At 43.9% G+C, this 13,630-nt stretch carries 12 protein-coding genes; all 12 read left to right on the forward strand.

Going from position 1 to position 13,630, the window contains the following annotated elements; all coding sequences use genetic code 11:
• The first annotated feature begins 115 nt into the window (after positions 1-115).
• The 12 genes from ACTQWB_RS09720 to ACTQWB_RS09775 all read left to right on the forward strand — a co-directional run bounded on the left by ACTQWB_RS09720 (position 116) and on the right by ACTQWB_RS09775 (position 12,689).
• Positions 116-910, forward strand: coding sequence for a prepilin peptidase (locus ACTQWB_RS09720; RefSeq protein ID WP_441501059.1), 795 nt, complete (start codon positions 116-118; stop codon positions 908-910).
• Between the two features lie 200 nt (positions 911-1,110).
• Positions 1,111-3,096 (forward strand): pilus assembly protein PilM, encoded by a 1,986-nt coding sequence (gene pilM, locus ACTQWB_RS09725; protein ID WP_441501060.1) that lies wholly within the window; start codon positions 1,111-1,113, stop codon positions 3,094-3,096.
• Positions 3,093-3,722 (forward strand): type II secretion system protein GspM, encoded by a 630-nt coding sequence (gene gspM / locus ACTQWB_RS09730; RefSeq protein WP_441501061.1) that lies wholly within the window; start codon positions 3,093-3,095, stop codon positions 3,720-3,722. Before pilM ends, gspM begins: the two co-directional genes overlap by 4 nt.
• 71 nt (positions 3,723-3,793) lie before the next feature.
• Entirely contained in the window at positions 3,794-4,507 is a 714-nt protein-coding gene (locus ACTQWB_RS09735; RefSeq protein WP_441501062.1) for a LytR/AlgR family response regulator transcription factor, read from the forward strand.
• Between the two features lie 241 nt (positions 4,508-4,748).
• Complete coding sequence (locus ACTQWB_RS09740; RefSeq protein WP_441501063.1) at positions 4,749-5,201, forward strand: hypothetical protein; 453 nt, start codon at positions 4,749-4,751, stop codon at positions 5,199-5,201.
• 59 nt (positions 5,202-5,260) lie between these two features.
• Entirely contained in the window at positions 5,261-5,716 is a 456-nt protein-coding gene (locus ACTQWB_RS09745) for a type IV pilin protein (RefSeq protein WP_441501064.1), read from the forward strand.
• Between the two features lie 355 nt (positions 5,717-6,071).
• Positions 6,072-6,656 (forward strand): type IV pilin protein, encoded by a 585-nt coding sequence (locus ACTQWB_RS09750; RefSeq protein WP_441501065.1) that lies wholly within the window; start codon positions 6,072-6,074, stop codon positions 6,654-6,656.
• A 228-nt stretch (positions 6,657-6,884) separates the two neighbouring features.
• Positions 6,885-7,367: a type IV pilin protein gene (locus tag ACTQWB_RS09755; RefSeq protein ID WP_441501066.1), complete on the forward strand. Its 483-nt coding sequence runs from the start codon at positions 6,885-6,887 to the stop codon at positions 7,365-7,367.
• Between the two features lie 618 nt (positions 7,368-7,985).
• Entirely contained in the window at positions 7,986-8,600 is a 615-nt protein-coding gene (locus ACTQWB_RS09760; RefSeq protein WP_441501067.1) for a DUF6664 family protein, read from the forward strand.
• A gap of 283 nt (positions 8,601-8,883) precedes the next feature.
• On the forward strand, positions 8,884-10,125 hold the full coding sequence (locus tag ACTQWB_RS09765) for a recombinase family protein (protein ID WP_441501068.1): 1,242 nt from the start codon (positions 8,884-8,886) through the stop codon (positions 10,123-10,125).
• Entirely contained in the window at positions 10,070-11,458 is a 1,389-nt protein-coding gene (locus ACTQWB_RS09770) for a recombinase family protein (RefSeq protein WP_441501069.1), read from the forward strand. The genes ACTQWB_RS09765 and ACTQWB_RS09770 overlap by 56 nt, the downstream gene beginning before the upstream one ends.
• A 241-nt stretch (positions 11,459-11,699) precedes the next feature.
• On the forward strand, positions 11,700-12,689 hold the full coding sequence (locus ACTQWB_RS09775; RefSeq protein WP_441501070.1) for a type IV pilin protein: 990 nt from the start codon (positions 11,700-11,702) through the stop codon (positions 12,687-12,689).
• Positions 12,690-13,630 lie beyond the last annotated feature (941 nt).

Raw genomic sequence — 13,630 nt, forward strand, 5'->3', positions numbered from 1 at the left:
TATGACTGCAATGTTTCAGATATATAGTGTTATGTAACAGACAGATTATGGTGGAAATTATGTCAATGTCGCCGCCAGGTGACAAATTTGTATAGAAAAACAGGAAAAATTTCAAATGTCTATATATGAAGATACTTTTTTTATGATATACTGTTGTGTGTTGGCAGGGATATTCGGTGCCGTGCTTGGATCATTTCTAAACTGCGCGGCATGGCGGATCGCCCACGGAGAATCTTTTATAAAAGGAAGAAGCCATTGCACCAGCTGCGGTCATGTGCTGGGGTTCCTGGATCTGATTCCGGTCTTTTCCTGGATTTTCCTGGGTGGAAAGTGCCGTTATTGTAAAACAAAGATCAGTCCCAGATACATGCTTACGGAGCTGTTTTTTGCCCTGGTAAGCGTGCTCAGTCTTCTCCGGTTCGATCTTTCCCCGGAGTATGTGCGCAATATGGTGCTGGCCTGCTGTTTGTTCTGTCTTTCCCTGGTGGATCTGGAAATCTTCGAGATTCCAAATGGATGTGTGCTGATCCCGGTGATCGCCTGGTTCGTGGCGATTCCATTTGTGGGAATGAGTGGAATGGATGTGCTTTACCATGTACTTTCCGGCGTAGGCTATGGAGCTGTTATGCTGGCTCTTGTGCTGCTTTTTGATAAAATCCTTGGCAAAGAGACCATGGGAGGCGGAGATCTGAAGCTTTTCGTGGTAATGGGACTTTACCTTGGAGTGGCAGCGTCCCTGTTTGCTCTGTTTTTTTCCTGTATTCTCGGGCTTGTTACAGGAGCCATCCAGAAGTGTGGAAAAGAGGGGAAAAGTCCCCAGATCCCATTCGGACCTGCGATCGCGCTGGCATTTTATGCAATGCTGCTGTATGGGGACGGCCTGGTGAACTGGTATATGGGATTGCTGTGAGGGAATGAATGAAAGTCGATTGCTCCGCGCCGATGGCGCTCCCGCAATCGCCGACTGTATTCGTAATCCGGGCAATCGCCCTACTTACTCATACAGTCTAGCCTGTGCGATATCCGTAAATCCACCATGCGAGCATGCTGGATTCATGGCTGCCGCACAGGACTTTCATAGTAAATTGAGACATAGAAATGAGGATACATATGGCAAAATCATGTCTTGGAATTGATATAGGAAAGGATCAGCTGAAACTGGTGCTGATGAAAGGGGAGACCATTCAGAAGACGGCCTCTGTGCAGATGCCTGAGGGACTTCTGAAGGATGGCAGGATCGTTTCTGTGGAGACCACAGGAGAGCTTATCCGCAAAACCATGAAGGAGAACAAGATCCGCTGTAAAGAAGCGGCTGTTGTGGTGTCTTCAGGAATCTGCTTTCTCCGTAATGTGACCATGCCGGAGATGACGGCAGAGCAGCTGGTTTATAACCTGCCTTATGAATTCCGTGATTATATTACAGATGAACTGAAGAAATATGCATTTGATTATTCCTGGGGCTCCAGTGAGGAGATGCCGAAGGGAAAGAAGCTGAAAAAAGGCGGAAAAAGCAGCAGGAAAGCTAAGAAGCCGGACGCATCTGGAAGTTCAGTGAGCTCTGGAAGTGCGGGAGCGGCCGGAGGCACAGGGACAGCTGGTGCAGGCGCATTTGGAGGCTCCGGAACAGCTGGAAACGCCGGGGCGTTTGGTGCTTCCGGTGTATCAGAGAATCAGGATGGCCAGGAACGCAGGGAAATGGAGCTTCTTGCTGCCGCAGCACCCCTTGAAGCTATGGATGATCTCCGGCTTATGGCGAGAAAGGCCGGTCTGAAGCTGACCTGTGCAGCACCGGAGGTTTCCGCCTGTGAGAACCTGCTTCATTATAAATTGAAGAATGAGACAGACAAAGAGAGAGAATACGGAATCCTTGACCTGGGAAGTACATCCAGCCGTCTTCTGATCTTCAAGGGGGACAGGCACCAGGTTACCCGTGTGATCGAGCGAGGCATGGAGCAGGTAGAAGAGCTCCTTGCAGACAGTTTACATATCGACATCCATCTGGCACATACCTGGCTTCTTACGAATCACGAAGATTGTGTGAACAGCGATGTGTGTCAGGATGCTTTTTCCCAGATCAGTGTAGAATTGATGCGTGCGCTGAACTTCTATCAGTTCAGTAATCCGGACAGCCGTTTGGAAGATATTTACCTTTGCGGAGGTGGTGCTTCCATAGCAAGCCTGCGCCAGAGCCTTAAGGAGAACCTGGATGTGAAGCTTCATGATGCCAGTGAGCTCCTGGAGGGAATGGGGACAGGCAATCAGGAGGAAACCTCCTCGCTGTGGATGATCGCGGCAGGTACTGCCCTTGGCCGTACTGCACGTGCGCCGAAGAAGCAGATCAACCTGGCACTTGCAGGCCAGAAGAAAAAGCATTATTTCGTTGCCATTCCTGCAATCGGTGTGATTGTGGTGGTGGCTGGTGCTATTGGGAAATTTGCAGTGGCAGACCGTCTGGTGCAGATGAGTGAAGTCCAGAGCGCGGCTTCGGAGCTGCAAAAGCAGGTGGATGACATTACGGCTTATATTGACAGCTTCGGGGATCTTCAGGAGACGTATGCCCATTACACCTATCAGGGACTGACCAGTGACGAGCTGAGTTATCTCAACCGCCCGGACGTCCTTCATTTAATGAAAGATGTGATTTTCCCGAAGGTGACAGTAAGCAGCTGGAGTGTAAGCGGCAATCAGCTGACTCTTCCGGTGACAGGAGAAAATCTGTCCGATATCAACAGCCTGGTACAGCAGCTGGAGCAGGAGCCGGTTGTGGACTATTGCAATGTGATGACAGCGGTGACAGATGGAAATACCGAGACAGAAGCTGCTGCGGATAAAGTAACCGGGCAAATCGTGATCTATCTGCTGGATCCGCTTACGGTGGAGGCGAATGCAGCAGAGGCGGCTGTGACAGCGGATGGAATGGCAGATGGAATGGCAGATGGAAGTATGGAAGATGCCGGTATGACAGCTGGCGGTGTTACAGATGGTTCAGCGGCTGGCAGTACGGCAGACGATGGTGCGGCAGCAGGCGGTACAGTAGATGGAAGTGCAGCAGACAACGGATTTGGAGACAGCGCGGAAGGAGGAGCACAGGAATGAAAATCATGAGCCGTGATTTTACCATGAGAGAAAAAATAATGCTTCTGGTGCTCACACTGATCCTTCTGGCAGCCGGATACTACGTGGTAGTAGACCAGCCCATCCGGACCGCGATTAATGAGGCCAAAAGCCAGCAGGACGAGCTGAACACCGAACTGATGCTTTTACAGACGAAAGCAGCGTCTTTGTCCAGAATGCAGAGCGAGCTGGACTCCATAGAGCAGGACGGCGGCCTGGGAAAAATGGGCAGCTACAACAATTCCAAGGCGGAACTGGATGAGCTGAACCAGATCCTTAAGGATGCCAATACATACGATATCAGTTTCAGTGATGTAACAAGAGATGGAGATCTGATCCGCAGATCCTTCAGCCTGACATTCTCAGCGTCTAACTATGACAAGGCAGCAGAGCTGGTGAAAAGCCTTTGCTCTGGAGAGTGGAGATGCATCGTAAGTGATATTAACGTGGCTGGGGAAGGTGACGACCTGAATGTGGGAAGCGTAAATGTTGGTGTGACTGCGACATTCTATGAGACCATGCAGGGTGGAAAGGCAGACAGTGGCCTTCCGGCAGATACGTCAGCCGCTGCAGATGCCGCCGGGGAATTGGCAGATAGCAGCTATTAAGAAATAAAAACACAGAATTGAAAAATAAAATTTTTCATAATAACTATGGGGAAGATGGGGGATAACCGGTTATGTTGCGGGCAGCAATTGTGGAAAAGTCAAAAGAACGCAGAGAATATATTCGGGCTGGTCTTACCGGGATGAATGTAGAGATTCAGGTAAGTGAATTTACAAATGAATACGATTACCTGGAAAACGTGGATGAAGATAGCTCTTCCTTTGACATTTTGTTGCTGAACACTACCTTGATCCGCGAGGGAGACGGGGTGCAGCTGGCGACGAGAGTCCGCGCCCGGAACAGGAAAGTGATGATCTGTTTCATTACAGATTCCCAGAGATACTATGCGGAAGCTTTTTCCGTATTTGCAACCGGGTATCTGCTTTATCCATTTGATGTAAGCGAGCTTCATAACTGCATTACCTTCTTCTGGCAGAAGCCAAACCTGGAGCGCCGTGCTTCTCTGATGCTGAAAGAAGCTGGTGGAAGCTTCCGCAGGGTTTTCTGCCGCAATATCCTTTACGCGGAAAGTGCCAACCGCAAGGTGAAAATTTACCTGGACGATGGCACCACGATCGAAAGCTATGCCAAGCTGGATGAACTGGAGCAGCAGCTTCCGGCCCGCCTGTTTTTCCGCTGTCACCAGAGCTACATCATCAGTCTGTATTTTGTGGAAAAAATGGAAGCCGGCAAATTCGTAGTACAATCGGTGGAAATTCCCATTTCCCGGAAGTATCAGCGGGCAGCGCGGGAAATGTATTATGATTATATGTTTGAGAAAATGTAGTGGAAAATTGCGTCTGATAAAGTGCAGGAGAAATATATTCGATAAGATGTAGAGAAATTTATGTTTGATAAGATGTTGGGAAAATAATAGGAAAAAGTGTCAAAAATGACAAAAACCATGTAAAAAACGACATCTGAAATCCAATTTCTACAAAAATGTTGCTATTATTGACATTATGTACACAAATCCGAAAAAATTTGTTATAATGCTATCATCCTAAGAGAAAGGAGCGAGACGGATAGTGGCAGTACAGAAGTTGGATGCCATCGATGGAATGAATCAGAGACAGAACAGATGCTTTTATACATCCTATCCTGAGATGAATGAAGTATTAAACAGATTTGCAGCAGAAGCAGACGCAGATGAGATCTGGATATCTGCCGAGGTTCAGGAGCTTAAAGAGAATCGATCCGGTAATCAGCTTTGCCAGATTGTACGCATGGCCCTTGATACAGCCAGAGCGAATTGTATCGAGACCACACCCCCACGGGGACGTTACATAAGAATCCGTTGCCGGGACATGCAGGAGCAGACACTGATCAAGATTCAGTATTCCTGTGAGGACCACCTGATCCGGGAATTCGATAAAGGCATCATCAAGATGCGTGATCTCATCGAATCCGTAGGCGGTTACCTGAAGCTTCAGCTGGAAGGCGACAAAGGCATCATTAAGATTGCCGTGCCGGATAACTGAGAAGTCCTGGAGGCTTCGAGATCTTAAAAAATGAAAAAATAATAATAGGAGGCTTTAAAATGTTTAAGAAAGCGAAAGAGAACAAAAAAGGTTTTACACTTGCCGAGCTGCTTATTGTAGTAGCTATTATCGCGGTGTTGGTTGCTATTAGTATTCCGATTTTTACAAGCCAGTTGGAGAAGAGTAGAGAAGCAACCGACCTTGCAAACCTTCGTGCAGCATATGCAGAGTGTTCTGCTGAGGCAATTACTGCTGATACTGCTAAATATACAGCAGTTGCACAGGAGGTGGAAATGAAACAGACAAAAGGGGGCTGGGTAACTGCAAATCCTGAAGTTGCTGGTGTTAAGTTCAATGATACTAATCAGCCGTTTGTAACAGGAACACCTGTATATGTTACTGTTTTCTGCGATGGAAGTACAGCACCTACATTTTCAACAACAGAACCTACAGCAGCAACAACACAGAAGTTATACACTGCTTCTCAGAATGGTGGTGGAAAAGGTCAAGAATGATAAGGGGACGGTTCTCGGAAGGACAGGAAGGCCAAGGGGACGGTTCTGTGTCCGTATTGCCCTTACATAACTCAACTGTTGAAGGACAGGGGACGGTTCTCGTGTCCGAAGGGGGAGGACAAGGGGACGGTTCTCAAAGGTCAGGGGAACGGTTCTAGTAAGGACAAGGGGACGGTTCTGTGTCCGGATTGCCGTTACATACCTCAACTGTCAACGCCCGCAAACGGCAAGGTAGTTGATTGAAAACTTATTGACGAATAAAAACCATGAAGCCGTTACATCAACAATAGAAATGTTGGTGTGACGGTTTCTTTTCAACCAGGGAATAGATCCAGGGAGAGGTTGTAAGAATAAAATGAAAAAAAGAAAAGCGGGATTTACACTTGCAGAACTTTTAATTGTAGTGGCGATAATAGCTGTACTGGTTGCGATTTCTATTCCCATATTTACGTCACAGTTAGAAAAAAGCAGACGAGCTGTGGATCTTTCTAATGCTAGAAATGTGAAATCTATTCTGATGAATTCATATGCAGGTGGTTCCATTCAATTCCCAAATGAAACAGAACACGTCAATGGTCCTGGTCAGGTAAAAACCTATGTTGCTGTGATTGTAAAAAAAGATGGTACATATTATCGCGCAAGTGGATCAGTACTCGTTGATGGGGTTAACTGGAACGGGGATAATGGAAATCCATACGCCCGTGTGAAGAAGTTGTTTGAAAACACGGGATTTGGTTCAATTAAGGTTCATGCAAATAGTACAGAAAACGATGGATGGGCTTGCTACGGAGCGGTATTGTTCTCTGATGGCAGATGCCGTATTTTCTCTTCTGAGAAAGATATTGATTTAGGAGGAAATTCTGGAGGTGTTTTTGAAACAAAGCTTGAAGGGGTTTTGAATGTGAAAGAAACAGGGATTGAAAAAGCAATGGGGCAATGAGGGACAGAGGGACGGTTCTCTGTCCAGTTCCTAAGGCCAGGGGGACAGGTAGGTGTCCGGATTTCCCCTACATTGCTCAAATGTCAACGCCCACGAACGGCAAGGTAGTTGATTGAGAACTCATTGACGAATAAAAACCATGAAGCCGTTACATCAACAATAGAAACGTTGGTGTGACGGTTTCTTTTCAATCAAGGAATAAATCCAGGGAGAGGTTGTAAGAATAAAATGAAAAAAAGAAAAGCGGGATTTACGCTTGCAGAACTTTTAATTGTAGTTGCGATAATAGCTGTACTGGTTGCCATTTCCATCCCTATTTTTACGAGTCAGTTGAAAAAAGCTAGACTGGCTGTCGATCATTCTGCAATGCGCGATGCGTATGCTTTGGCGCAAATTGCCAATAATATGCAGGAAGTCGAAATAGATGGGACGACTTATTCGTTTGATGAATTAAGAAAAGATTCCGAAAGTGGCAAATGTAAACTCAAAAACTTTTATTTAACGAAAGACTGCAATTCATTTGTTTTCCCTGCTGAAGGAGTAGTATATGCTCCGGAAGGAGCTTATGTTTTTAAAGAAAACGGATGTGAGGAAAGCAATTCCTATTTCTGTGAAACCTGTAACCTTTGGGGAGTTGGAGGATATCATTTCAAAAACAGAGGAATCAATTTGAATTATGATAGTGTAAAGAATCTTATTGTATTTTACTAAGGTCTTATGCTAGGGAACAGGTTCGTGTCCGGCCCCCATACATAACTCGACTGTCAACGCCCGTGAACGGCAAGAGAAGGACAAGTGGAAGGTTCTATGTCTAGTTTTCCACAGCATATCTCAACTACTATGCACCCGGGAAGGCATGGTAGTTGATAAAAAAATTATTCATGAATGAAAAGCGGGAAGCCGTCACATCGACGAAAGAAACGTTGGTGTGGTGGCTTTTTTGTGTTTCTGGGAGAAATTTCTGAGTTGCTGACACTGTATCAAAAAGCCAAATTGTGAACAAATCATAAAAATATGATGACGTTATTTATTTCGTTTGCCGAGGGCATTTTTTATCTTGCCAAACGAAAATACTCTAGCCAAACGAAATTAAGGCCTCGACAAACGAAATTAGCCCTAGTCAAACGAAATTAAGAATATCGTTTGGCAAGGGAGATTTTCAAATCATTTTTCTGATAAAAATTATAATATCCTAGGGTTATGTCCGGTGCATATATTTACCAGTTTCTCGCTCTCTCTTTCAGTACATCTGATGAATTGCTATTTCCCCAAAAAGTGATATAGTTCTAAGCTAACAAAGGCCATCAAGCAGAAAAGGGGATTAGAATTATGGTAAATAAACAAGATTCATACTGGATGGAATGTTCACTTGATGAAATAGTAGATCAGAAAGTTTGTGAGTATTTGAGAGGACACCACGCAGAGTATCGGAACGCGAAACAGAAAATAATGGAACTGATGGAGCAGTATCCGAATGTACATGCGGTGTTTGAGACGGAGGATGCGGTTACGCTGACAGCAGAAGAACATGAGATATTACACACATATTTTGAACTGGAAGATAGAGTGGAGATGATAGAGAGGGAATATCATTTCTATATGGGTCAGTCCATGATGTTTTCCTACGGAAATATGCTTGCAAAATTGAGGAAAGAAATCATGAATCCAGAAGAAGGAGTAACAGGTCATCTCCTGGATTTTTTTATAAAAACAAGAGCGGACGAGCTAGAAAATGAATTAATAGAACAGAATCAGCAGTACCGTGAAGCGATTGACGAGATTAAGAAATACGAAGAAGAGATACAGAAATTGAACCTTCCCAAAGCGGTGAGAATTCAAATAGACCGTTATGTGAGTGCGGTAAACTGGCGGTGGGTACTATGCTGGGATTTTCTATACAGATCGGGTATGAGGGATATATTGCTTCTATTCGAGAATAGATAATATTTTGTGTATCCGTTCCCAAATAGCCAACTACATTGTTGCAAACCTTAAAGGGTGTGCTGATAGACACTGAACGTTTCCCACTTGATTAGATGGAAGTGCTACAAGATTTTTGTAAATGGGTTATGATATTCACACAAGATGAATACCGCAAAATAGTGACATGACAGAAAGAAACTTAGGAAAGGGGCCGATGATCGGTCTTTTTCTTTTGCATGATTTACAGAAAACGGAAAAAACTAATTGTATAATATTGCTGTAAATTCCGGGCAGTACTCCACACTTGCACGGTGTATTAGCCTCACCGTCACGGAAACAAAGAAATACCGATACGGTATTGAAAGCAACCCGTCGATTAAAAGAACTGGGGATTGGTGTTTTCTTTGAACTGCAAGGTATCAACACCTTATCGCAAGAGGGTGAACTACTGATGACACTTTATGCAGCTTTCGGACAGGCAGAAAGCGAAGGGGCAAGGATGCACACGCTCATGTCAATCAAGCGGAGATACGAAAACGGAAAACCACCACAACAGTTGCACAGATGCCTTGGTTATTGTAAAAATGCGGATGGCGAGTTTGTGCCGGATAAGAATGCTCCGCTTGTAATCGAAATGTTTGAGATGGCAGCGGATGGATTCACGGTAGGGCAGATTACAAATTATCTGAATGCAGAGGGAATCAAAACACAGAACGGTAAGAACTATTGTAGAACTGGGGTGACACGCATTTTGCGGAATGCAGCTTATAAGGGAGATTTTATATGTCAGAGATACTACGTGGACGAAAACCGCAGGCTTGTTTTGAACAAGGGCGAAAAGCAGATGTATTACATCGAAGAGGATCATATTCCTATTGTTACCAGACAGTTATGGGATGCGGTACAACAGGCGCTTGATGCAGCAACACGTAGGGTTGAGCCGACCAATAGTAAACCGCTACCCCTGAACGATGAGAATTATCCGTATCGAAACAATCTGTTCTGTGCGAAATGTGGGCATCGTTTGTCCAGGGCAGTACGAGCAGGAAGAGTTTTGTGGGAGTGTAACGGGAAGGGAAGATTTTCGCAGGAATTCTGTTCAGGGGTAATTATTACAGATGACGAGATTCGAGAGGCATTGCCTTTTGAAGAAAAACAGTACATTTCAGCAAGGGAGGACCGCGGTAGAATTACAGGCTTTGATTTCCTACCAGAATCGGAATGGTCGATATGCCATAAAAAGAAGATTCATCATGCAGCTGTCCCCGAACTTAGCGAAGAGAACTACCCTTACATGAATCGGATTTTTTGCAAGTATTGCGGTTCAAGACTACGGAGAATTATCTCGAACGCAGGAAAGGTCACATGGATCTGTGATAATTCGAGCCGATTGGGAAAGGCATACTGCAAAGGTATCCGCGTGCCGGATGAGAAGCTCCAGCCCTTGAGAGAACTAACTATAGATGCATACATCGGAAAGGAGAAAAAGAATGGCAAAGAAAGTTACGGTTATTCCCGCAAACCAGATAAACAAAAAAAGCAATAACAGAACACAAAAAAAGAAAATCAGGGCTGCAGCATACTGCAGGGTATCCACAGACCAGGAAGAACAGTTAGGTTCTTTTGCAAATCAGGTGGAATACTACACAAACTACATCAACAGCAATCCCGATTATGAGATGGCAGGCATATTTGCGGATGAAGGAATCAGTGGAACCGGTACAAAGAAAAGAACTGGATTTATGGAGATGATAAAAGCCTGTGAAGAAGGCAAGGTCGATCTGGTTATTACAAAGTCCATCAGCAGATTTGCAAGGAACACGCAGGACTGTCTGAACTACTCAAGAAAGTTGAAGAACATGGGGATTCCCATCATTTTTGAAAAAGAATCCATTAACACGATGGATGCAACGGGAGAACTGCTCTTTACAATACTCAGTTCACTGGCGCAGGAAGAATCGAGGAACATTTCAGAAAATACGTCTTGGGGAATTCGATCCAAATTTCAGAAAGGTATTCCACACCTGAATGCTGATAATTTTATGGGCTATGACAAGGATTCGGATGGGCATCTGGTTATCAATGAAGACCAGGCTAAGGTTGTAAAAAGAATTTTCCAGGATTTTATGGAGGGATGGAACTTATCGGAAATCGCGAAGCGCCTTAACGATGATGGCATTCCTGGAGTCCACGGTGAATCGAAATGGTGCGCTGTGACCATCCGCCGGATGCTTCAAAACGAGAAGTACAAGGGTGATCTTCTGATGCAGAAGACCTATACAGCAGATTTTTTGACAAAGTTACAGGAAGAAAATGACGGCAGTCTTGAGCAGTATTTTGTTGAGGATAACCATGAGGCAATCATAGACCGGGATACCTGGGAGGCAGCTCAGTTGGAACTCCTGAGAATAGATAGATTTAAGAAAGTCCACAAGATTAAGGACACTGGCTCCTGTACCTTTGATCCATTTTTCTCAAAGGTTTTTTGTGGGAATTGTAGCGGCAAGTATATCCGCAAGTACTGGACAGGAATCAAGGCAGTTTTTTGGAAATGCACGAATGCAGAAAAGGCAAAGGGATGTACCTGCTTATCCGACAACATTCGAGAGGAAGCTCTTCGGAAGGCAGTAGTCGTAGTATGGAACAGCCTTGTTGAGAATCGGGAAGAATACATTCCGGCATGGGAAAAGAGCATCCGCGAGGGAGACGTCCTGCAAAGGCTGCGAGGAAGACAAATGATAGAACTGACGGCCGAGGGGACGATAGAAGAGGAAATTACAGAACTCACAAGAATGGTTTTGACGGAGATAATCGTCAAGGATAAGAACAATTTTACTGTTGTATTCATGGATGGAACGAAAAAGAATGTCAGCTTGTAAGAAATAATGATAGAGAAAAACGGCTTCACTATCGTAGTGAGGCCGTTAATTTTTGGTGCAATGCGGATAGAGAAAGCGGCTAATTAAATTTCTGTTAATGTAATGATTAAACGTGGTGTCAAGGGTGTCAGATTATTTGAAAACAACATAAAAAACGAAACTCCGGGTTGTATAGAGGTAGTAAATCATATATAATACTCATAGACACAAAAAGAGTTCCTTACAATATTGGGGGAAGGTTATGATGGGAAATCATAAGAAAAATGAGAAGCCATGTAGTAATGAACATACATGGTGGGGAAAAAATGGATTTACACTTGCAGAACTTTTAATTGTAGTGGCGATAATAGCTGTGCTTGTTGCGATTGCGATTCCCATATTTAAGTCACAGTTAGAAAAGAGCCGGGAGGCCACGGATTTAGCCAATGTAAGGGTGGCTTATGCAGAGATAATGACTGCTGCTATGACCGAGGATTCCACCGCGACTTATAATGGTGTTAAAATCAAGAATGGTGAATTCTATTCAGCAGAGGTTCCCTTAAAACAGAGACCTGGTTGGGTCATGGATAAGGATAAAATTACCATTGCCGAATGTAATTATGCAAACGGCGGCATGAAAAACGAGCCTGGATCATGGTGCACGGTTCGCTATAATCCGAATGTGGGCGAGGGAGAGAATCCTTTGTTAATTGACTGGAATGGTGGAGCATTTCGTTATAACGAAATGGGAAAAAGAGATTTCTTAACATGGAATGGTGATGGTACGGATACTACTAATAATAATGCCCCTAAACGAATGAGTACAGAGAAGCTGATTCAATTGGAACCGAATACAAAGTATACAGTGACATTTACCCTACCGGAAGATTATGAGGAAGATTATAAGGTTCAAATGGGAACACTGCTGTTTAAAGGGAGTACACCTTCAGATGTAAAAAATGATAAATGGTCAGCAGCTGATGGCGAGACTTATTATGCTGATTCGAAGTGGTTGGCAAAAACGGAATATGTAGGAACATCTAGCAACAAAACGGTTACATATACATTTTATACTGATTCTGCTCATACTTATTTTGGTGCCAATTTTAGAGTTCTAAAAGATGGCAAGGATGTTGTAAATTTGAAGACAGATGACGATGCGCATAAGCTTGCCGAAGAGGCTTTAAAATCTTTAGAAGTAAGAAAACAGCCATATGCCAGGGGGGACGGTTCTCTGTCCGGATTCAATTGACAGAAAGTGGAAATATGATAGGTGCATTAGAATAAGCAAAGGAAATAACATTATCATTATTTGAGATGGGAGTTCAGATTGAAACAAATTGCCAAGAACGGTACACTCACTTGGGAAGCAGATACAGAGGTTCTCTTACAGGCATTGACCACTAGAGGATGGGATTGAAAAATAATGTGTTGATTTTTACTTGATCCTGAATATAATATAAATGAGCGTAAAGAAATTCTTGAACCACAAAACTTTTCATAGGTATTGAACTTTGGAGATTTTGTAATATAATGATTTTAGAGGGTAGCGGCGATGATCAGCTATCGCGGTGATGAAGCAATTGACTGGTTCGGTTTCAGACGATTGTGGAGCCAGACAGTGGGTTATGCGAAAACCACAAGCCGAATAGATTCTATGAATCGAAGAAAAACGCTTAGTGAGAGCCTTGCTTCGGCAGGGCTCTTATTATTTAGACAAAGGAGAAGATGGGTATGGATAATGAATCTTGTGATTTGTTAAATGCTGCTGCGGTTGCATGGAGGGAATTGATGCAATAGTATTACACTTTTACATTTGGCTACAAGAAACAGTTATACACCATCTATTATCCTTTCCGTCGGAGAAGATACCACATCTTACTGGGTTTCAATATTTGTAGGACAGGAGGACAGGTATGTGTCCAGCTTTCCACTACATAACTCAACTGTTAACGCTCGCGAACGGCAAGGTAGTTGATTGAAAACTCATTGACGAATAAAAAACATGAAGCCGTTACATTGGCGAATCAAACTTTGGTATGGTGGCTTCTTTGCGTTGAATTTGAGTTACTGATTTTGTGTTTTTCTTTTTATGTGTCGATTTCTCTTAGTATCAAAAGCGATACAACGGTACTTACAGTTGAAGACAGAGAAAATATAAAAAATGTCCTTTCAGTTATTGATTTGGAAAGA

The sequence above is a fragment of the Blautia sp. HCP3S3_H10_2 genome, from assembly GCF_052122375.1.
Lineage (GTDB): Bacteria > Bacillota > Clostridia > Lachnospirales > Lachnospiraceae > Blautia_A.

Bases quoted from the DNA above. Each gene is read 5' to 3' on its own strand.
- ACTQWB_RS09720 (WP_441501059.1), top strand. From the start codon at position 116: ATGTCTATATATGAAGATACTTTTTTTATGATATACTGTTGTGTGTTG.
- pilM (WP_441501060.1), top strand. From the start codon at position 1,111: ATGGCAAAATCATGTCTTGGAATTGATATAGGAAAGGATCAGCTGAAA.
- gspM (WP_441501061.1), top strand. From the start codon at position 3,093: ATGAAAATCATGAGCCGTGATTTTACCATGAGAGAAAAAATAATGCTT.
- ACTQWB_RS09735 (WP_441501062.1), top strand. From the start codon at position 3,794: ATGTTGCGGGCAGCAATTGTGGAAAAGTCAAAAGAACGCAGAGAATAT.
- ACTQWB_RS09745 (WP_441501064.1), top strand. From the start codon at position 5,261: ATGTTTAAGAAAGCGAAAGAGAACAAAAAAGGTTTTACACTTGCCGAG.
- ACTQWB_RS09750 (WP_441501065.1), top strand. From the start codon at position 6,072: ATGAAAAAAAGAAAAGCGGGATTTACACTTGCAGAACTTTTAATTGTA.
- ACTQWB_RS09755 (WP_441501066.1), top strand. From the start codon at position 6,885: ATGAAAAAAAGAAAAGCGGGATTTACGCTTGCAGAACTTTTAATTGTA.
- ACTQWB_RS09760 (WP_441501067.1), top strand. From the start codon at position 7,986: ATGGTAAATAAACAAGATTCATACTGGATGGAATGTTCACTTGATGAA.
- ACTQWB_RS09770 (WP_441501069.1), top strand. From the start codon at position 10,070: ATGGCAAAGAAAGTTACGGTTATTCCCGCAAACCAGATAAACAAAAAA.
- ACTQWB_RS09775 (WP_441501070.1), top strand. From the start codon at position 11,700: ATGATGGGAAATCATAAGAAAAATGAGAAGCCATGTAGTAATGAACAT.